The sequence below is a fragment of the Pseudomonas sp. TE21394 genome, assembly GCF_054057835.1.
Genome location: NZ_JBSRZR010000001.1, coordinates 4562521 through 4583492, shown reverse-complemented (window position 1 = coordinate 4583492; position 20972 = coordinate 4562521). Strand labels below are relative to the sequence as shown.

Sequence of the window (20972 nt, the reverse complement as noted above, 5' to 3'; positions counted from 1 at the left end):
TCAAAAGCAAGGCTCAGGCGGGCGCGAGCCAGCGCTCTGCCAGCGCGCCCCAGTAGGCGGCGCCGGTAAGCAGGATGTCGTCGTTGAAGTCATAGGCCGGGTTGTGCACCATCGGCCGCGATACGCCATTGCCGATGAACAGGTAGGCGCCCGGGCAGCGTTGCAACATCCAGGCGAAGTCTTCACTGCCCATCAACTTGCGGGTGTTGCCATCCACGGCCTCGGCCCCCAGCAACTCCACCCCGACCTGGGTGGCGAAGGCATTTTCCGCAGCATGATTGACCAGCACCGGGTAGGCCGGGCGGTGTTCGATGGTGGCACGGCAGCCGAAGCTCGCGGCCTGGCTGACGATGATCGCCCGCACCCGCTCCAGGGCCTGCGCCCGCACCTCGGCGTTCAGCGCGCGCAAGCTCAGGCGCAGCAGCGCCTGTTGCGGAATCACGTTGGCGGCCTCGCCGGCCTGCAAGGCGCCGACAGTAACCACCGCCGCCTCCTGCGCATCGATATTGCGCGCCACCACGGTTTGCAACGCCATGACCACACTGGCCGCCGCCACCAGCGGGTCGACCGTCAGGTGCGGCATCGAACCATGCCCGCCAACCCCGTCGAGGGTCACCGTGAGCAGGTCCTGCGAGGCCATCATCGGCCCCTCGCGAAAGCCCAGGTGCCCGGCTGGCAGCCCGGGCATGTTGTGCATGCCGAACAGCGCATCACAGGGAAAGCGCTCGAGCAGGCCATCGGCCAGCATCGCCTCGGCGCCGCCCTGGCCCTCCTCGGCCGGCTGGAAGATCAGCGTCAGCGTGCCGTCGAACTGCCGGGTCGCCGCCAGGTAGCGCGCGGCGCCAAGCAGCATGGTGGTATGCCCGTCATGGCCGCAGGCATGCATGCAGCCCTGGTGCCGGCTGCTGTAGGCGGCGCCGGTGGCCTCGTGGATAGGCAGCGCGTCCATGTCGGCGCGCAGGCCCAGGCGGCGTGGGCTGCTGCCATGGCGCAGGACGCCGACCACACCGGTCTTGCCGATGCCGCTGTGCACTTCATAACCCCAGGTCTCGAGCAATCGGGCGACCAGCGCCGCGGTGCGGTTTTCTTCGAAGCCCAGTTCCGGGTGAGCGTGGATATCGTGACGGATTGCGTGAAGGTCGCCGGCCACATCGTTCAGCCAGGCCAGGATGTGCTGATGTCGGGACATGTAGAGTCTCCTCGCGCGGGTGGTTTCCCGTTCTTGTTGTTCGCCTTGAGGTCACGACGGTTGAGGCAGGTCGTGCTGGACGACAGGTTTGCGCGAGTGGCGCGGGAGCACAATTGAATGTGGTTCCACGCTGCGGAACCGGTTGGGAATGAGAACTGCCAAGGCCCGGATCACGACGGCCGTGCACAGCCTGCATGGAAGCGGTTTCAGACGCGAAGAGGCCGGCACAGCCCAGGCAAATGCTGCTACCGTGAGCGCTCCCGACCGCCGAGGACCGCCCGATGCCGCCACAGCCAACCACCCCCACCGGTTTCATCCGTGTCCGTGGCGCCCGCGAGCACAACCTGAAAAATATCGATGTCGATATCCCCCGCGACGCCCTGGTGGTGTTTACCGGCGTATCCGGTTCGGGCAAGTCCTCGCTGGCCTTCTCGACCCTGTACGCCGAGGCGCAGCGCCGCTATTTCGAATCGGTGGCGCCCTATGCCCGTCGCCTGATCGACCAGGTGGGGGTACCGGACGTGGATGCCATCGAAGGCCTGCCGCCAGCGGTGGCCTTGCAGCAACAACGCGGCACGCCAAGTGCGCGTTCCTCGGTGGGCAGCGTGACCACCCTGTCCAGTTCGATCCGCATGCTCTATTCCCGTGCAGGCCACTACCCGGCTGGCCAGGCCATGCTGCATGCCGAGGATTTTTCGCCGAACACGCCCCAGGGCGCCTGCGCGCAATGCCATGGCATGGGCCGGGTCTACGAGGTCAGCGAAGCGACCATGGTCCCCGACCCATCGCTGACCATCCGCGAACGTGCGGTGGCGGCGTGGCCGATGGCCTGGCAAGGGCAGAACCTGCGCGACATCCTGGTTACCCTGGGCTATGACGTCGACATCCCCTGGCGCGACCTGCCGCAGGCACAGCGTGACTGGATCCTGTTCACCGAAGAAACCCCCACCGCGCCCGTGTATGCCGGCCTGACCCCGGCCCAGACCCGCGCGGCGCTCAAACGCAAGCAGGAGCCCAGCTACCAGGGCACGTTCATGGGCGCGCGGCGCTATGTGCTGCACACCTTCATGCATTCGCAGAGCGCACAGATGCGCAAGCGCGTGGCCCGCTTCATGCGCCCCAGCCCCTGCCCGCTGTGCCAGGGCAAGCGCTTGAAGCGCGAGGCGCTGCAGGTGACCTTCGCCGGCCTGGACATCGCCGAGCTGTCGCAGCTCCCGCTGCAGGCACTGGCCGCGCTGTTGCGCAAGGTGGCAGCGGCGGACTACCTGGCGCAACAGCACGACGCGCCGACCCTGGAAAAACGCCTGGCCGCCCAACGTATCGCCCACGAACTGCTCGAACGCCTTGACACCCTGCTGGAGCTTGGCCTGGGCTACCTGGCCCTGGAGCGCAGTACCCCAAGTTTGTCTTCCGGCGAACTGCAGCGCCTGCGCCTGGCAACGCAGTTGAATTCGCAGCTGTTCGGCGTGGTCTACGTGCTCGATGAGCCATCCGCCGGCCTGCATCCGGCCGACAGCGAAGCCCTGTTCGCCGCGTTGCAGCGCCTGAAGCAGGCCGGCAACTCGGTGTATGTGGTGGAGCACGACCTGGACACCATGCGCCGTGCCGACTGGCTGGTGGATGTAGGGCCGGCCGCCGGCGAGCATGGCGGGACCATTCTCTACAGCGGCCCGCCCGCAGGCCTGGCCCGGGTCGAACAATCCTGTACCCGCAGCTACCTGTTCAACGCAGCGGCGCACGCCACGCACACGCCACGCCAGGCCTGCGACTGGCTGAAGCTCGACGGCATCACCCGCAATAACCTGCACAACCTCAGCGCCGCGTTCCCGTTGGGCTGTTTCACTGCTGTCACCGGCATTTCCGGCTCGGGCAAGTCCAGCCTGGTCAGCCAGGCCCTGCTGGAGCTGGTGGGTGCCCACCTGGGCCATGCCGAGACGCGCAACGAGCCCGAGGAGCAGAGCCTGGAAGACGCCCCCGAACAGGCCAGCAGCGGCCAGGTGAGCGGCGGGCTTGGCAGCATCAAGCGCCTGGTTCAGGTCGACCAGAAGCCGATCGGCCGCACACCCCGCTCAAACCTGGCCACCTATACCGGCCTGTTCGACACAGTGCGCAAGCTGTTCGCCGCCACCGAGCAGGCCAGGGCCCATGGCTTCGATGCCGGGCGCTTTTCTTTCAACGTGGCCAAGGGCCGTTGCGCCAACTGCGAGGGCGAAGGTTTCGTCAGTGTCGAATTGCTGTTCATGCCCAGCGTCTATGCGCCCTGCCCGACCTGCCAGGGTGCCCGCTACAACCCCGACACCCTGGCAGTGACCTGGCAAGGCATGAACATCGCCCAGGTGCTGCAGTTGACCGTCGACCAGGCCCTGCAGGTGTTCGCCGAACAACCACCGGCACGGCGCTGCCTGCAAGTGCTGCAGGACATCGGCCTGGGCTACCTGCGCCTGGGTCAGCCAGCCACTGAACTGTCCGGCGGCGAGGCGCAGCGCATCAAACTGGCCACCGAGCTGCAACGCATGGCCCGTGGCGCGACGCTGTATGTACTGGACGAACCCACCAACGGTTTGCACCCACGGGACATCGACCGCCTGCTGGTGCAACTGAACCGCCTGGTCGATGGCGGGCACAGCGTGGTGGTAGTGGAACATGACATGCGGGTGGTGGCGCAAAGTGACTGGGTGATCGACATCGGGCCGGGAGCCGGGGACGCCGGGGGCCAGGTGGTGGTCAGCGGGACACCGCAACGGGTGGCGCAGTGCGGGCAAAGCCGGACCGCGCCGTTTCTTGCCAAAGCCCTGTAAGCCCAGCACCGGCCCCGGCGCAGCGGCCGGTGCAGGCCTACAGCCACCAGGCCAGCACCACCGGCAACCAGGCAAACGACAGCATGGTCGAGCACATCACCAGGTTTGCCACCTGCTCTGGCTCACGCCTGGCGCGCACCGCCATCAGGTAATTGAACACCGCCACCGGCATCGCCGATTGCACCATCAACACCGCCCGCTCCAGGCTGTCCATGGCCAACGCCATGCCCACCACCCAGCCCACCGCAGCGCCCAGGCCGATGCGCAAGCCGCCCAGCAGCATGCCGCTGCCGACCTGGCGCAGGCGAATGCTGGCCAGCGACACACCCAGGGTCAGCAACATCAGCGGTATGGTCGTGCCGCCCAGCAGGTTGGCGGTATTGGCCAGCCAGCGCGGCAGTTCGAAGTCGAGAAAGATGATCGGCATGGCGCCGGCCAGGCTGATCACGATGGGGTTGCGCAGCAATGCCTTGAACGACGCGGCAGTCCCGGAAATGGCCATGCCCAGGGTGAACTGCACGATCGACAGGGTCAGGAAGAACGCCACTGCCAGGGCCAGGCCATGTTCGCCGAAGGCATACAGGCTGATGGGCAGGCCCATGTTGCCGGTGTTGGGGAACATGAACGCCGGCAACAGCACCCGCCAGTGTCGGCCGGTGGCGCAGCATACCAGCCAGCCGGCCAAAGCCATGCCCAGGGTGCACAGCAGGCAAGCCATGGCCATGCTGGCGAAGGCTTGCGGCTGCAGTTCGGTACGGCTGAGGGTGGACAGCACCAACGACGGGGTGCCGATGGTCATCACCAGCCGGGCGATGAATTCGGTGGGGTAGTCCAGGCCCTTGCGGGCCCAGGCATAGCCGATACCGGCAACAATGAACACCGGGGCCAGGACTGCGAACAGTGAGGCGAACATGGGGCCTGCCTTCCTTGGGAATGGGGCCGCATTATGCCGCAGACTGCGGCGTCTCGTCGCATGCCTGGCCCCCTTGGGCAAAACCGCTCAAGCCCTTAGAATCGCGCGTCCTTTTCGCCCGTCGCCCTGGCGGGCCGCCCCCCCACTCGAGGTACCTATGTCTCCGCGTTTGCTGGCCATGGCGCTGGCGCCCCTGCTCGGGCTGTTCATCATTGCCCTGGGCAACGGCTTCATGTCTTCCCTTACCACCCTGCGCCTGGGCGCTGCCGGCGAATCGGCCACCACCATCGGTGTGGTCTCGTCTACCTACTTCATCGGCCTGACCCTGGGCGCGATCTTCAACGACCGGCTGATCCTGCGTATCGGCCATATCCGCGCCTACACCAGCTTCGCCGCGTTGATCGCGGTGACCATCCTGCTGCAAGGGCTGTTCTACGAAGTCACCTGGTGGTCGCTGCTGCGTCTGGTCAACGGCTGGGCGGCGGTGGGCGTGTTCCTGGTGATCGAGAGCTGGTTGTTGCTGGCCGGGGACGCCAAGATCCGTGGTCGTCTGCTGGCGCTGTACATGATCGCCTTCTACGGCGCCGGGGTGATCGCCCAGGCCGGCCTGGGCGAAATCACCCAGCTGGGTGACACCGCACCGTTCATGCTGGCCGGCGTGCTGGCTGCGCTGTCGGTGCTGCCGATCGTGATCCTGCCACGGGTGTCGCCTTTGCTGGACCAGGTCGAACCGCTCAAGCCGCGGCAGTTGCTGGGCGTCGCACCATCGGGCCTGGTCGGCTGCTTTGGTTCGGGTGTGGCCATCGCTGCCATCTATACCCTGCTACCGCTGTACCTGCAACGCATCGGCCTGGAGGTGGGTGAGGTCGGCAACATGATGGCCTGGGTAATCCTCGGGGCCATGCTGCTGCAATACCCGGTCGGGCGCTGGTCCGACCGCAAGGACCGCCAGGATGTACTGATCGCCCTGGCAGCGCTATGCATGCTGCTGTCACTGGTGACGGTATTCCTGCCATCGGACTCGGTCCTGCTGCCGGCCATGTTGTTCCTGCTCGGTGGCGGCGTGTTCACCCTGTACCCGGTGGCGGTCAGCCACGCGGCCGACCGGGCGCCGTCCGATGCGCTGGTGCCGATGATCCAGGGCCTGTTGCTGATCAACTCGCTGGGGTCCGCCATGGCGCCGGTGGCGATCTCGCCGATGATGACCGAATTCGGCGAGCCCGGCCTGTTCTGGGCCTTCGCCGTGGTCAACCTGGCCATGGTGTGCTTCTTCATGTGGCGCCGTGGCAAGCGCCCGGCGGCAGAACACCCGGCGCCGTTCACCGCTTCGACCACCTTCTCGCCGACCGGGGCCGAGTTGCGAGTGACTGAAGACCTGATGCACGCAGCCCAGGAGCATCCACCGCTGGCCGACAACGAGCCTGTGCCCGGCGGCCGTAGCGCAAGCCACTGAACGAAGGGGCTGCTGCGCAGCCCCGTTACCACTCGTCGCGCCGATGGCACCGCGCCTCTCGTCCCCGGCCAAACGAATGACAGATCATCTGCCCAGGAGTGTTGCCATGATCCGCATTCGTCCCCTTTCGCTATCCCTCGCCCTGGCCCTGGCCACATTGGCCGGCACCAGCCTCGCGGCTGGCGAGAGCACCAATACCGACACCCGCCCGCAAGCCGACCAGAGAGGTGGCAAGACCGCCGGTGAAGGCAGCAGCGTCAACAGCCCGGGCAGCAGCAGGGACAACGACAGCAGCGACACCGGCAGCAACAGCGATGCCGCCGACGGCGCCGCTGGCGGCTCCAACAGCACCGGTGAGGCCACCGGCTCCGGCGCGGGCCACACCGGCGGCAATGCCGAGGACCAGGACAGCCGTTGAGGCAGCGCTGGGCTACACTGCGCCGAAACGCCCCAGCGAGGATTCGCCATGCACCTCACACCCTGGCTGCTGGTTGCCCTGCTCGCGGGCGGTCCCCTGGCTGTCACGGCTGGCCAGGGCGCGCTGTCGATCAGCTCATCATCGTTTACCGACGGCGGGATAATCGCCTTGGCACAGGTTGGCCTGGACCCGGCCTGCGGCGCCGGCGAAGAGCGCAGCCCGCAACTGAGCTGGGACAACCTGCCCGCAGGCACGCAGTCGCTGGCCCTGATCCTGTTCGACCCGGACGGCGGCAAGGGCCTCGGCGTGGTCCACTGGCTGGTCTACAACATCGACCCGGGCCAGGATGGACTGAAGGAAGGCGCCGCCGGCCTCACCGGGCAACGCGTTACGGTGGGGCGCAATTCGCGGGGCACGCTCAGCTACCGTGGCCCCTGCCCGCCAGCCGGTGACAACCCGCACCACTATGTGTTGACCCTGATCGCCACCGACCTGCCGCCAGGCACCTTGCCCGAAGGGCTGGACCGCACCAGCCTGCTGCAGTTGCTGCAAAACCATGCGCTGGGCGCGCAGAGCCTGGTCGGGCGCTACGGGCATTGAACCGGTCAGCCCAAGTAACAAATGATCAACGCCATAGCATTTACTCATTGAATGGGCTGGCCGAACTGAAGTAAGCTCGGGCTCATTCACTGGAGAGCAACATGCCGAAACACACCCGCAACCACGCCAACCACACCGGTCGCAACCTGCGCCCTGTGCTGGCTGTTGCCGGCTGCATGGCAGCTGCCAGCTATTACTTCGGGTATTGGTTTAGCCACTAGGCGCCGATACCCACACGGCGCCCACCTTCGAGGGGCCGCCGAACATGAGAATACTCAAACCCCCGGTCGGCCCCCGACCGGGGGTTTTGCTTTTCAGGCCTTTGTCCCACACCGATGCACATTGAGGACCGATTCATGAACTACGCCACTTATTACTCCGCCAACAGCTACGCCTGGCGATTTAGCCAATCCCGTTCGGGCCAGCCTGCCGCCTCCGTTCGGTCTACCACAGGTGGCAACGCAGCAACCCATTCAACGATCTGTCGAACACCTCGATAGGGCCGACAGCGCGGGCCACAACCCGCCGTCCGCCCAGGGAAATACGCCATGCAAGCTTCCAGCCTCGCCCTGCCCCTGACCCAGCCGCAAGCGGCCAATACCACCGTCAGCCAGCGTCTGCCCAGCCCGCACCTGCTCAAACAGCAAATGCCGCTGTCGAGCGAACTGGCCCAGCAAGTCCATGCCCAGCGCCAGGCCATCCGCGACATCCTCGACGGCCACGACCAGCGCCTGCTGGTGATCGTCGGCCCATGCTCGATCCATGACCCGCGCTCGGCCCTGGAATATGCCGACCGCCTGGCCGCCCTGAGCCGCGAAGTTGGCGACCAGTTGCTGCTGGTAATGCGTGCCTATGTCGAAAAACCGCGGACCACGGTCGGCTGGAAAGGCCTGGCCTATGACCCGCACCTCGACGGTAGCGACGACATGCACGCAGGCATCGCCCTGTCCCGCGGGCTGATGCTGAACATGCTCGAACGCGGCCTGCCGATTGCCACCGAGCTGTTGCAACCGATGGCCGCCGGCTATTTCGATGACCTGCTGGCCTGGGCCGCTATTGGCGCGCGTACCACCGAATCGCAGATCCACCGCGAGATGGTCAGTGGCCTGGAGTTGCCGGTAGGCTTCAAGAACGGCACCGACGGCGGCATCGCCATCGCCAGCGACGCCATGCGCAGCGCCGCCCACCCGCACCGCCACTTCGGCATGGATGCGCAGGGCTACCCAGCCATCATCGAGACCTTGGGCAACCCGGATACCCACCTGGTATTGCGAGGTGGCCACAAAGGCCCTAACCACGATGCAGAGAGCATCGCCATGGCCCGCCAGGCACTGGCCAAGGCCGGGCTGCAGGCGCGCATCATGGTCGATTGCAGCCACGCCAACAGCGGCAAGGACCCGGCGCGCCAACCTGCCGTGTTCACCGACGTGCTGGCGCAGCGTTTGGCCGGCGACCGCTCGATCGTAGGCGTAATGATCGAGGGCCACCTGTTCGATGGCTGCCAGGCACTGGGCAAGGGGCCACTGAAATACGGTGTGTCGATCACCGACGGTTGCCTGGGCTGGGCGTCGACCGAAACCCTGTTGTGCCAGGCCGCGGAACAACTCCGCCAGGCCGCGTGCAAGGCTGGCGAGACATACCCCGGACAAGTGCGCTAGGCTTGCCTCTTTTCCCCCAAGGAGCAGTACCCATGGCCCGTGCAACCGCCCGCCACATCCTGGTCAGCAGCGAAGAGAAATGCAACGAACTGAAAGCCCAGATCGAAGCGGGTGCCGACTTCGCTGAAATCGCCAAGGCCAACTCCACCTGCCCGTCCAGCCGCCAGGGTGGCGACCTGGGCTCGTTCGGCCCGGGCCAGATGGTCAAGGAGTTCGACACCGTGGTGTTCAGCGCCCCGGTCAATACCGTGCAAGGTCCGGTGAAGACCCAGTTCGGCTACCACCTGCTGGAAGTGACCAGCCGCCAGGACTGAGCCCTCAGCGCCGGTGAAGGTCCCTGTGGAAGCGGGTTCCCCCGCGGACGCGTCAGCGCAGGCAGCCCGGTTGCCTGCATGGCCGCATTCGTGGGCAAGCCCGCTCTTGCAGGGGGTGCGTTGCCTGTTCCTGCTTTGCCTTGCCTTCGAAGCCCACGCCGCCCCCACCCACGCCCTCACCGTCTACGGCGAAGCGCCCCGTTACAACGCCAGCTTCCAGCACTTCGACTACGTCAACCCCGACGCGCCCAAGGGCGGCATCCTGCGCCGTTCGGCCATCGAGATCGGCCAGTTCGACCATATCCTGCCGTACATCGACAAAGGCATCGGCGTCAGCGAGGTCGATGGCCTGCTCTACGCGCCACTGGCCATGCGTTCGTTCGATGAGCCCTATACCGTCTATGGCTTGATTGCCCGGCGCATGGAGCGCGGCCCGGATGACGCCTGGCTGCGTTTCGACATCGACCCGCGTGCCACCTTCGCCGATGGCAAGCCGGTGCGCGCCGAAGACGTGCGCTTCACCTTCGAGCTGCTGATGAGCAAGGGCAGCCTCAGGTACCGCACCCAGTTCGCCGACGTTGCCGGGGTGGCCGTGGAAAGCTCGCGGCGTGTGCGTTTCGACTTCAAACCCGGGCACGGTCGTACCCTGGCGCTGGACCTCGCCAGCCTGCCGGTGCTGCCCGAGCACGACTGGCAGCAGCGCGATTTCGCCAACGGCGCCGGCTTCGACAAGCCAGTCGGCAGCGGGCCATACCGTATCGGCCGCATCGACAACGGCCGCAGCATCACCTTCGAGCGTGACCCGAGCTGGTGGGCACGGGACCTGCCGGCCAGCCGTGGCCGCTACAATTTCGACAAGCTGCGCATCGAGTACTTCGGCGACACCGAGGTGGCGCGGCAGGTGCTCAAGGGCGGCGGCTACGATTACAACCGCGAGTTCTCCGCCACCGCCTACACCTTGGGCTACGTCGGCGCGCAACTGGATGACGGGCGCCTGCAGCGTGCCCATCTGGGCCCGGCCAAGCCGCAGGTTGCCCAGGGCTTCGTATTCAACCTTGACCAAGCGCAGTTCAAGGACCGTCGCGTACGCCAGGCACTGGGCCTGCTGTGGGATTTCGAATGGAGCAACCGGCAGATGATGCGCAACCTGTATATCCGCCAGCAGAGCGTGTTTTCCAACACCCCGCTGGCCGCGCGCCAATTGCCCGATGCCGGTGAGTTGAAACTGCTCGGACCGTTGCGTGGCCAGGTACCGGACGAAGTCTTCAGCCGCGTGTTCAGCGCGCCGGTCACCGATGGCTCGGGGATCATCCGCCAACAACAGTTGCAGGCCCTGGCCCTGCTCGAACAGGCCGGCTGGCACCCGCAGGGCGATCGCCTGGTCGACAGCCAGGGCACGCCGTTGGCATTCACCTTCCTCAACGGCCAGGCGGGCATGGAGCGCCTGCTCCTGCCGTGGAAGCGCAACCTGGCGCAGATCGGCGTGACGCTGAACATCCGCAATGTCGACTCGGCCCAGTACGTCAACCGCCTGATGGCCCGCGATTACGACATGATTGTGACCGGCTACCCGGTCAGCCTGTCGCCTGGCGCCGAGCTGTACAACTACTTTGGCTCGGCAGCGGCCCACGACCCCGGCTCGAACAACCTGATGGTGTTGCAGGACCCTGCCGTGGATCACTTGGTCGACGGCCTGGTGCGCGCTGCCACCCAGGCCGACATGCTGCAGCATGCCCGCGCCCTGGACCGGGTGCTGCAATGGAACTACTACTGGATCCCCAACTACTACCCGCCTGGCAGCTCCACCGTGTGGTGGAACCGCTTCGGCCGGCCCAAGGTCCAGGCTGCCTATGACGAAGGCCTGGACACCTGGTGGGAGATCAGCCCCAGCGCGCTGACCAATGCGCAGATGGCCGAGCGCCTGAAGGCTTCGCCATGACCGGTTACATCCTGCGCCGCCTGTTGCTGATCATTCCGACCCTGCTGGCGATCCTGCTGGTCAACTTCGCCATCGTCCAGGCGGCGCCGGGCGGCCCGGTGGAACAGGCCGTGGCGCGCCTGCAAGGGCTTGGCGCCGGTGCGCCCGCTGCCCGGGCCGAGGTGGTGCATGGCGAGTCCCGCGCCAGCCGTGGGCTGGACCCGAAGCTGATCGAAGAGATCAAACGCCAGTACGGTTTCGACAAGAGCGCCCCCGAGCGCTTGTGGCTGATGCTCGGCCAATACGCCCGGCTGGACTTCGGCACCAGCTTCTTCCGTGGCGCCAAGGTCACCGAGCTGATCCTCGACAAGCTACCGGTTACCCTGTCGCTGGGCTTGTGGGCCACGCTGATCACCTACCTGGTCTCGATCCCGCTGGGCATTCGCAAGGCGGTACGCCATGGCAGCCGCTTCGATGCCTGGAGCAGTGCGTTGATCGTGGTCGGCTACGCCCTGCCCTCGTTCCTGTTCGCCCTGCTGCTGATCGTGGTGTTCGCTGGCGGCACCTCGCTCAACTGGTTCCCGGTGCGCGGCCTGGTCTCGGACAACTTTGACGAACTAAGCCTGCTGGGCCAGGTCGCCGATTACTTCTGGCACCTGGTGCTGCCGGTAGGCGCGCTGGTCATCGGTGGCTTCGCCACTCTCACCCTGCTGACAAAGAATGCGTTCCTCGACGAGATTTCCCGGCAATACGTGGTCACCGCCCGGGCCAAGGGCCTGAACGAGCGACGGGTACTGTATGGCCACGTATTGCGCAATGCCATGCTGCTGGTGGTTGCCGGGTTGCCGCAGGCGCTGATCACGGTGTTCTTCGCCGGCTCGTTGCTGATCGAGGTGATCTTCTCGCTCGATGGCCTGGGCCGCATGAGCTATGAAGCGGCAGTGTCGCGAGACTACCCGGTGGTGTTCGGCACGCTGTTCATCTTTACCCTGGCGGGCCTGTTGATCCGCCTGGTCGGCGACCTGTCGTATACCCTGCTCGACCCGCGCATCGACTTCGACACGAGGGCGCACTGATGCTTTCGCCGGTCGCGCGCCGTCGCCTGCAGCGCTTTCGCCGCAACCGCCTTGGCTGGGTGTCGCTGTGGCTGTTCGCCTGCCTGTTGCTGTTGAGCCTGTGTGCCGAGCTGGTGGCCAACGACAAGCCGTTGCTGCTGGGCTACAAGGGCGAGGTGTATGTGCCGGCGCTCAAACGTTACACCGAGCAGCAGTTCGGCGGTCAGTTGCCGTTCCAGCCCGACTACCGCAGCGCCTATGTGCGCCAGCTGATCGCCGACCAGGGCGGCTGGATGCTGTTCGCGCCGATCCCGTTCAGTGCCGATACGCCCAATTACGACTTGCAGGTGCCCACGCCCAGCCCGCCCAGCGCCAGCAACTGGCTGGGCACCGACGACCAGGGCCGCGACGTGCTGGCTCGAGTGTTGTACGGCACCCGGGTATCGTTGCTGTTCGCCTTTGCCCTGACCGTGGTCAGCGTACTCATCGGCGTGGCGGCCGGCGCCCTGCAGGGCTACCACGGCGGCTGGGTCGACTTGCTCGGCCAGCGCCTGCTGGAGGTTTGGTCAGGGCTGCCGGTGCTGTACCTGCTGATCATCCTCAGCGGCTTTGTCGAACCGGACTTCTGGTGGTTGCTGGGGATCATGGCGCTGTTTTCCTGGCTCACCCTGGTCGATGTGGTGCGCGCCGAATTCCTCCGAGGGCGCAACCTGGAGTACGTGAAGGCGGCCCGGGCGCTGGGCTTGGCGGACAGCCAGGTGATGCTGCGGCACATCCTGCCAAACGCGATGAACGCCACGCTCACTTACATACCGTTCATGATGACCGGGGCAATCACGACCCTCACTGCACTGGACTTTCTTGGTTTCGGCATGCCGGCCGGAAGCGCTTCGCTGGGTGAGCTGGTGACCCAGGGCAAACAGCATCTGGAGGCGCCGTGGCTGGGCTTTACCGCGTTCTTTGCACTGGCGGTGATCCTCTCGCTGCTGGTGTTTATCGGCGATGCCTTGCGCGAGGCGTTCGATCCCAGGGGGTAGGCCAGGCCTGCTCATACATGTTTTGGAATTTGACCCATGCACGACAGCGACAGCCTCAAGGACTACCCCCAGGTTCGGCAACTGGCGATCCGCTCGCTGTTCGAGATCATCGAGCAGTCCAGCGAAGGCACGGTGATCGTCGACCGCCAGGCGCGCATTGTCTGGATGAACGAACGCTATGCCCGGCGTTTCGGCCTGGCCGATGCCGCCGGCGCCATCGGCCAGCCGTGCGAGGCGGTGATTCCCGGTAGCCTGATGCGTGAAGTGGTGACCAATGGCCGGCCGATCCTGCTGGACATGCTCGACACCCCGAACGAGCCGCTGGTGGTCATGCGCCTGCCGATCCACGACGACCAGGGTGGTTTGATCGGCGCCATCGGCTTTGCCCTGTTCGACCAGCTGCGCAGCTTGTCGCCGCTGCTCAAGCGCTATTCCAGCATGCAGCAGGAGCTGGCCTCGACCCGCTCGCAGCTGCGCGCCCGCCAGGCCAAATACAGCTTCGCCCAGTTCGTCGGCAGCAGCGCCGCCAGCCTGGAGGCCAAGCGCCGCGCCCGGCGTGGCGCAAGCAGTGATTCGCCGGTGTTGCTGCTGGGCGAAACCGGTACCGGCAAGGAACTGCTCGCCCATGCCATCCACGCAGCGTCGGCGCGCGCGCACAAGGCCTTCGTCAGCATCAACAGCGCCGCGATCCCTGAGACGCTGCTGGAGGCCGAGTTCTTCGGCACTGCCCCCGGCGCCTTCACCGGCGCCGACCGCAAGGGCCGCAGCGGCAAACTGCAACTGGCCGAAGGCGGCACGCTGTTTCTGGACGAGATCGGCGACATGCCGCTGGCGCTGCAGAGCAAGCTGTTGCGCGTGCTGCAGGAGAAGGAGTACGAACCGGTAGGCTCGAACCAGATGCTGCGCAGCGACGTGCGCATCATTGCCGCCACCTCGATCGACCTGCAGGCAGCCATCGCCCGCGGCGCGTTCCGCGCCGACCTGTATTACCGGCTCAACGTGCTGCCGATCGAGGTGCCACCGCTGCGCCAGCGGTTGGAAGACCTGCCGGCCCTGTGCGAAGCCATCCTCAGCGAGCTGGGCAGCCAGTATGAGCTGGAGCCGGAAGCGCAGCAGCTGCTGGCACGGCATGCGTGGCCGGGGAACATCCGCGAATTGCGCAATGTGCTGGAGCGCGCCACCTTGCTGGCGGACCAGCCGCGGCTCGGGGCTGGCGACCTGCATACGGCGTTGGGGCCGTTGAGCCCGGTGGCGCAGGCGCCCATACGCCAGAGCTACCGCGAGGCCTGCGCGCAGTTCGAGCGCGAGTTGATTGCCAGGACATTGGCCGAGCATCAAGGAAACGTGCCTGAGGCTGCAGCGGCGTTGGGGTTGGGACGGTCGACCTTGTACAAGAAGATGGTGGCGCTTGGTCTCTGATTCGAGACTTTTATTTTCTATTTGGAGACGGCTGTAATGGCGCTGCCCTCGTTCGCGACACGAGGCTGCTCCAACCGGTGATCGCGACGTCCGTGTAGGGGCGGCCTTGCGTCGCGACGGGCGGCAAAACGGCGCGAAAATCTCAAATTAGAGACTGAAATCCACATAAAAACAAAATAATCATATAAATCAATCAGTTACAAATTGGCACGATTCCCGCAAAGGCCTGGGCACCGATAAAAACAAGACTCACCCAGGAGACCTACCCCGATGACCGTGCTCATCGCCCTCGCCGCCTTGGCCCTGCTGATGCTCGCCGCCTACCGTGGCTACAGCGTAATCCTTTTCGCCCCGATCGCCGCCCTCGGCGCCGTGCTGCTCACCGACCCGGCCGCCGTGGCTCCCGCATTCACCGGGGTGTTCATGGAGAAGATGGTCGGCTTCATCAAACTTTATTTCCCGGTGTTCCTGCTGGGGGCGGTGTTCGGCAAGCTGATCGAGCTGTCAGGCTTCTCCCGCTCGATCGTCGCCGCGGCCATCCGCGTGCTGGGCACGCGCCAGGCCATGCTGGTGATCGTGCTGGTCTGCGCCCTGCTCACCTACGGCGGTGTTTCGCTGTTCGTGGTGGTGTTCGCGGTGTACCCGTTCGCGGCCGAAATGTTCCGCCAGAGCAACATCCCCAAACGGCTGATTCCGGCCACTATCGCCCTGGGCGCGTTCTCGTTCACCATGGACGCCCTGCCCGGCACCCCGCAGATCCAGAACATCATCCCCAGCACCTTCTTCAACACCACCGCCTGGGCTGCGCCCTGGCTGGGCCTGATCGGCACGCTGTTCGTGTTCTGTGCCGGCATGGCCTACCTGCAGCGCCAGCGCAACAAGGCGCAACGTGCCGGCGAAGGCTACGGCAGCAACTTGCGCAACGAACCGGAAACCGCCGCCGACCTGGCCTTGCCCAACCCCTGGCTGGCCTTGTCGCCGCTGCTGCTGGTGGGCGTGATGAACCTGCTCTTCACCCACTGGATCCCGCAATGGTACGGCCCCAGCCACAGCCTGCAACTGCCCGGCATGAGCGCGCCGGTGCAAAGCGACGTGGCCAAGCTCACGGCAATCTGGGCGGTGCAGGCGGCCTTGCTGGTGGGCATCCTGATGGTCCTGGTATGTGCCTTCGGCGCCATTCGTGCGCGCCTGGCCGAGGGCAGCAAAAGTGCCGTGGCCGGCGCCTTGCTGGCGGCGATGAACACCGCCTCGGAATACGGTTTTGGTGCGGTGATCGCCTCGCTGCCGGGCTTCCTGGTACTGGCCGACGCCCTGCGCGGCATCCCCAACCCGCTGGTCAACGAGGCCATCACCGTGACCTTGCTGGCCGGTATCACCGGTTCTGCCTCAGGCGGCATGAGCATCGCCCTGGCGGCCATGGGCGACAGTTTCATCGCCGCGGCCAATGCCGCCAACATACCGCTGGAAGTGCTGCACCGGGTAGCGGCCATGGCCAGCGGCGGCATGGACACCCTGCCGCACAATGGCGCCGTCATCACCTTGCTGGCGGTGACCGGGCTGACCCACCGCGAGGCCTACAAGGACATTTTCGGTATTACCCTGATCAAGACCCTGGCGGTGTTCGTGGTCATCACCATGTTCTACGCCACCGGCATCGTCTAAGGAGCATTGCATGACCCTCAACGGCAAGACTGCACTCGTCACCGGTTCAACCAGCGGCATCGGCCTGGGCATTGCCCAGGTGCTGGCCCGCGCGGGCGCCAACATCGTGCTCAATGGCTTTGGCGACCCGGCAGCGGCAATAGCCGAGATCGCCCGCCACGGGGTGAAGGTGGTGCATCACCCGGCCGACCTTTCGGACGTGGCCCAGATCGAGGCCCTGTTCACCCTGGCCGAACAGACCTTCGGCGGCGTCGACATTCTGGTCAACAACGCCGGCATCCAGCATGTGGCGCCGGTGGAGCAGTTTCCGCTGGAAAGCTGGGACAAGATCATCGCGCTCAACCTGTCGGCCGTGTTTCACGGCACCCGTCTGGCCTTGCCTGGCATGCGCACGCGCAACTGGGGGCGCATCATCAATGTTGCTTCGGTGCATGGCCTGGTCGGTTCGACCGGCAAGGCCGCCTATGTGGCGGCCAAGCACGGGGTGGTGGGCCTGACCAAGGTGGTGGGCCTGGAAACTGCCACCAGCAACGTGACCTGCAATGCCATCTGCCCAGGTTGGGTGCTGACCCCGCTGGTGCAGAAGCAGATCGACGATCGTGCGGCCAACGGTGGCGATCCGCTACAAGCGCAACACGATCTGCTGGCTGAAAAGCAGCCCTCACTGGCTTTCGTCAGCCCCGAGCAGCTGGGCGAGCTGGTACTATTCCTGTGCAGCGAGGCCGCAAGCCAGGTTCGCGGTGCCGCCTGGAACGTCGACGGTGGCTGGCTGGCCCAGTGAGGGACGGCCTGGATCTGGCGCTGGCCTTGCATTCGTTTATCTGCAAGGAGGCCCTATGCGCCCAACCCCGATGACCGCGACCCTGGCCCTGACCCTGGTGGCTGCCGCGCACGCGTCAGCTGCCAGCCTGAAGGATGTCGCGCCCTACCCCGAGGCGGAAAAAGGCTTCACCCGGCAGGTCATTCACCTGCCCGCGCAGGCCGATGAATCGGCCTACAAACTGGAAATACTTGCTGGCAAGACCTTGCAGGTGGACTGCAACCGTCAACGCCTGGGCGGCAGCCTGGAGGAACGCACCCTGGAAGGCTGGGGCTACAGCTACTACCGCCTGGACAAGGTCAGTGGCCCGGCCAGCACACTGATGGCCTGCCCCGACGGCAAGAACACCGAGGCCTTCGTGCCTGTGGTCGGCGAAGGCTTCCTGCTGCGCTACAACAGCAAGCTGCCAGTGGTGGTGTATGTGCCCAAGGATGTCGAAGTGCGCTACCGCATCTGGAGCGCATCGCCGGACGTGCAAAAGGCTAAAGTAGAGTAGACACCGTTCCTTGTAGGAGCGGCCTTGCGCCGCGATGGGCTGCGAAGCAGACCCGGATTTTCAGCTTCGCAGCACAAATTGCCGGGCCTGCTTCGCAGCCCATCGCGGCGCAAGGCCGCTCCTACAGGTTCACTCCCATATCTGGCAGTAGCAGGAGGTTCGGCATGAACGATGTGCTCTGGCGCCCCTCCACGGCGCAGATCGAGGCCAGCCGGATGGATGCCTTCCGCCGCTGGGTCAACCTGCGCTACAACCTGCAACTCGATGACTACCAGGCGCTGCACCGCTGGAGCATCGAGCAGCGCGCGGCTTTCTGGCACTCCCTCGCCGACTATTTCCACGTTCACTGGCACACCCCGCCCAGCCAGGTGCTGCGCGAAAGTGCGCAGATGCCCGATGCCCAGTGGTTTGCCAACGCCACCCTGAATTTCGCCGAGCACCTGCTGCGCCGTCGCGACGACCGTCCTGCCGTGATCGCCATACGCGAAGACGGTCAACGCCAGGTATTCACTCATGCCCAGCTGGCCGCCCAGGTAGCCGGGCTACAGAACGCCCTCAAGGCTGCCGGCATCGTCCCTGGCGACCGGGTCGCCGCCATCATGCCCAATACCTGGCAGACCCTGGTCGCCATGCTGGCTTGCACCAGCCTTGGCGCTGTCTGGTCCAGCTCGTCACCCGAGTTCGGTGTGCACGGCATCATCGACCGTTTCGGCCAGATCGGGCCCAAGCTGCTGATCGCCTGCGCCGGCTACCAGTACGCCGGGAAAGACATTGACCAGGTGGACAAGGTCAACCAGGTGTGCGCGCAGTTGCCCGGCCTGCAACAGCTGGTCGTGGTACCGCATACCCGCAGCGGCACGCACGCCGCCGAGTTCCAGGCCGCCAGCGTCAGGCTGTGGGATGACTTCTACCAGCCCGGGGGCGAGCCGCGTTTCACCCCGCTGCCGTTCGACCATCCGCTGTATATCCTCTACTCCAGCGGTACCACCGGCGTGCCCAAGTGCATCGTCCACCGCGCCGGTGGCGTGCTGTTGCAGCACCTCAAGGAACACGGCCTGCACAACGACCTGAAGGCCGATGAGGTACTGTTCTACTACACCACGTGCGGCTGGATGATGTGGAACTGGCTGGCCAGCGGCCTGGCGCTGGGCGCTACGCTGGTGCTGTACGACGGCTCACCCTTGCACCCGGGGCCAGAGCGCCTGCTCGACCTGATCGACGCCGAGGGCATCCACGTCTTCGGCACCAGTGCCAAGTACCTGACGGCGCTGGAGCAGGCCGGCCTGGAGCCGGCGGCCAGCCACCGCCTGAGCGGCTTGCGGCTATTGCTGTCGACAGGCTCGCCGTTGTCGCCGCACAGCTACGACTACGTGTACCGCAAGTTCAAGGCCGACCTGTGCCTGGCCTCCATGTCCGGCGGCACCGACATAGTCTCCTGCTTCGTGTTGGGCAACCCGACCCTGCCGGTGCGCCGTGGCGAAATCCAGTGCAAGGGGCTGGGTATGGCAGTGGAGGTGTGGAACGAGCACGGTCAACCGGTGCAGGGCGAAAAAGGCGAGCTGGTGTGCACGCGCCATTTCCCCTGCATGCCATTGGGCTTCTGGCATGACCCGGACGGCCGCCGTTATCACGACGCTTATTTCAGCCAGTTCCCCGGCGTATGGGCCCAGGGCGATTACGCCGAACAGCGCGCCGAGGGCGGGCTGGTGATCCATGGCCGCTCCGATGCCGTGCTCAACCCGGGTGGTGTGCGCATTGGCACGGCGGAGATCTACCGCCAGGTGGAAAAGGTCGAGCAGGTACTGGAAAGCGTGGCCATCGGCCAGGACTGGAACGGCGATGTACGGGTGGTGCTGTTCGTGCGCCTGCGCGATGGCCTGCACCTGGACGATGCCCTGCGCCAGCAGATCCGCCAGGTCATCCGCCATTACACCACGCCGCGCCATGTGCCGGCAGTGATCGCCCAGGTCGATGACATTCCGCGGACCATCAGCGGCAAGGTGGTGGAGCTGGCGGTACGCAATGTGGTGCATGGCCTGCCGGTGAAGAACACCGACGCCCTGGCCAACCCCGAGGCGCTGGAGCAGTTTCGCGAGCGCAAGGAACTGCAGACATGATGTCTATCGCCGCTCCGACAGGCAATGCGCAATGGCTTCAGCGCGGGTGAGTCAGGCATAATGCGCACTTTTTTGCACCACGAAGCACAGGTACTGCCATGAAAGCCCAAGCCCGCCACATCCTGGTCAAGACCGCTGACGAAGCCGAAAAGCTCAAGCAGCGCATCGCCAATGGCGAGGCTTTCGATGTGCTCGCGAAAAAGTTCTCCATCTGCCCCTCGGGCAAGCGCGGCGGAGACCTGGGCGAGATTCGCCCCGGGCAGATGGTCGGCGCCATCGACCAGGTGATCTTCAAGAAGGCCCTGCGCGTGGTTCACGGGCCGATCAAGAGCAAGTTCGGCTACCACCTGGTGCAGACCTTCTATCGCGACTGATGGGCGCTAGCGCCGCGCAGCCAGCAGGCCGAGGCCGGCGCAGCCCAGCAGGGAGGCGCTGACCCGGTTGAACCGCCGGCGCGGGCCAGGCTGGCTGAACCAGCGCTGCAGGTACGCGCCAAGCCCTGCGTAGATGGCGATGGCGGCCCACTCCAGCAGCAGGAACAACCCACCCAGCCAAAGAAACTGCTCGCCCACCGGGGTGGCGCTGCCGACCGAGACGAATTGCGGCAGGAAGGCGGTGAAGATCAAAATCGCTTTCGGGTTGCCGGCTGCCACCCAGAACTCCTGGCGGGCCAGGCGCCAGGTACCGCGCGGGTGGTCAGCGGCCACCCGCGCCTCGCCCACCGGCGCCCGCCACAGCTGCCAGGCAATGTAGAACAGGTACGCCGCGCCGAGCACCTTGATCGCCAGGAACAGGTATTCGCTGGTATGCAGCACCACCGCCAGGCCCATGGCGGCCAGGGCGATCATGCCGCTGAAGGCGACGATACGCCCGCCACCGGCCACGCAGGCCGTGCGCAGGCCATAGCGGCTGGCATTGTGCAGCGACAGCAGGTTGTTAGGCCCCGGAGCCATGTTCAAGGCAAAGCAGGCCGGGATGAACAGCAGCAGGCTCGAAAGATCCATGATTTTTCCCTCTGGCAATCAGTGCCTATTCCGGCGTCTGCGGGCCTGGCGGTCAAGTTACAGCCGGTGTAAAAAACTGTATGGGTGCGCAGTGCCTGATA

Annotated in this window: 18 protein-coding genes; 15 read left to right on the top strand and 3 right to left on the bottom strand. The window is 65.6% G+C overall.

Translation table 11 applies throughout. From position 1 onward, the window contains the following. Positions 1-13: 13 nt before the first annotated feature. Positions 14-1189 (bottom strand): M20 aminoacylase family protein, encoded by a 1176-nt coding sequence (locus tag ACVWZT_RS21070; protein ID WP_296233564.1) that lies wholly within the window; start codon positions 1187-1189, stop codon positions 14-16. Between the two features lie 281 nt (positions 1190-1470). Between ACVWZT_RS21070 and ACVWZT_RS21065 the strand changes: the two genes are divergently transcribed. After that, positions 1471-3987, top strand: coding sequence for an excinuclease ABC subunit A (locus ACVWZT_RS21065; protein ID WP_457471171.1), 2517 nt, complete (start codon positions 1471-1473; stop codon positions 3985-3987). Positions 3988-4024: 37 nt separating this feature from the next. Here ACVWZT_RS21065 and ACVWZT_RS21060 read toward each other — a convergent pair whose 3' ends face one another. Then, complete coding sequence (locus ACVWZT_RS21060) at positions 4025-4900, bottom strand: AEC family transporter (protein WP_457471169.1); 876 nt, start codon at positions 4898-4900, stop codon at positions 4025-4027. Positions 4901-5057: 157 nt separating this feature from the next. On the opposite strand from ACVWZT_RS21060, the gene ACVWZT_RS21055 reads away from it, so the two are divergent. The 14 genes from ACVWZT_RS21055 (at position 5058) to ACVWZT_RS20990 (ending at position 20241) form a co-directional block, all read left to right on the top strand. Further along, on the top strand, positions 5058-6353 hold the full coding sequence (locus ACVWZT_RS21055) for an MFS transporter (RefSeq protein WP_296233569.1): 1296 nt from the start codon (positions 5058-5060) through the stop codon (positions 6351-6353). Positions 6354-6459: 106 nt separating this feature from the next. Beyond that, a complete protein-coding gene (locus ACVWZT_RS21050) occupies positions 6460-6771 on the top strand; it encodes a hypothetical protein (protein WP_296233571.1) in 312 nt (103 codons plus the stop codon). A gap of 48 nt (positions 6772-6819) precedes the next feature. Continuing rightward, positions 6820-7371, top strand: a complete 552-nt coding sequence (locus ACVWZT_RS21045) for a YbhB/YbcL family Raf kinase inhibitor-like protein (protein ID WP_457471167.1) — start codon at positions 6820-6822, stop codon at positions 7369-7371. A gap of 548 nt (positions 7372-7919) precedes the next feature. Continuing rightward, complete coding sequence (locus tag ACVWZT_RS21040) at positions 7920-9029, top strand: 3-deoxy-7-phosphoheptulonate synthase (RefSeq protein ID WP_457471165.1); 1110 nt, start codon at positions 7920-7922, stop codon at positions 9027-9029. A gap of 32 nt (positions 9030-9061) precedes the next feature. Then, the gene (locus ACVWZT_RS21035; RefSeq protein WP_003258780.1) at positions 9062-9343 is read left to right on the top strand and encodes a peptidylprolyl isomerase; all 282 of its coding nucleotides are present in this window, start codon (positions 9062-9064) and stop codon (positions 9341-9343) included. Between the two features lie 13 nt (positions 9344-9356). Continuing rightward, entirely contained in the window at positions 9357-11282 is a 1926-nt protein-coding gene (locus tag ACVWZT_RS21030; protein ID WP_457471164.1) for an extracellular solute-binding protein, read from the top strand. After that, on the top strand, positions 11279-12337 hold the full coding sequence (locus tag ACVWZT_RS21025; RefSeq protein WP_457471162.1) for a microcin C ABC transporter permease YejB: 1059 nt from the start codon (positions 11279-11281) through the stop codon (positions 12335-12337). Before ACVWZT_RS21030 ends, ACVWZT_RS21025 begins: the two co-directional genes overlap by 4 nt. Next, complete coding sequence (locus ACVWZT_RS21020; RefSeq protein ID WP_296233581.1) at positions 12337-13353, top strand: ABC transporter permease; 1017 nt, start codon at positions 12337-12339, stop codon at positions 13351-13353. Before ACVWZT_RS21025 ends, ACVWZT_RS21020 begins: the two co-directional genes overlap by 1 nt. A 36-nt stretch (positions 13354-13389) precedes the next feature. Further along, positions 13390-14772, top strand: a complete 1383-nt coding sequence (locus tag ACVWZT_RS21015) for a sigma-54 interaction domain-containing protein (protein WP_457471159.1) — start codon at positions 13390-13392, stop codon at positions 14770-14772. 270 nt (positions 14773-15042) lie between these two features. Next, the gene (locus ACVWZT_RS21010) at positions 15043-16434 is read left to right on the top strand and encodes a GntP family permease (protein ID WP_457471158.1); all 1392 of its coding nucleotides are present in this window, start codon (positions 15043-15045) and stop codon (positions 16432-16434) included. Positions 16435-16444: 10 nt separating this feature from the next. Further along, positions 16445-17215 (top strand): 3-hydroxybutyrate dehydrogenase, encoded by a 771-nt coding sequence (gene hbdH, locus ACVWZT_RS21005; protein WP_457471156.1) that lies wholly within the window; start codon positions 16445-16447, stop codon positions 17213-17215. Positions 17216-17270: 55 nt separating this feature from the next. Further along, on the top strand, positions 17271-17750 hold the full coding sequence (gene eco / locus ACVWZT_RS21000) for a serine protease inhibitor ecotin (protein ID WP_296233586.1): 480 nt from the start codon (positions 17271-17273) through the stop codon (positions 17748-17750). A gap of 164 nt (positions 17751-17914) precedes the next feature. Further along, positions 17915-19867 (top strand): acetoacetate--CoA ligase, encoded by a 1953-nt coding sequence (locus ACVWZT_RS20995; RefSeq protein WP_457471154.1) that lies wholly within the window; start codon positions 17915-17917, stop codon positions 19865-19867. Between the two features lie 98 nt (positions 19868-19965). Further along, the gene (locus tag ACVWZT_RS20990) at positions 19966-20241 is read left to right on the top strand and encodes a peptidylprolyl isomerase (RefSeq protein ID WP_296233266.1); all 276 of its coding nucleotides are present in this window, start codon (positions 19966-19968) and stop codon (positions 20239-20241) included. A 6-nt stretch (positions 20242-20247) separates the two neighbouring features. On the opposite strand, the gene ACVWZT_RS20985 is transcribed toward ACVWZT_RS20990, so the two are convergent. Further along, complete coding sequence (locus tag ACVWZT_RS20985) at positions 20248-20871, bottom strand: LysE family translocator (protein WP_457471153.1); 624 nt, start codon at positions 20869-20871, stop codon at positions 20248-20250. Between the last annotated feature and the right edge of the window lie 101 nt (positions 20872-20972).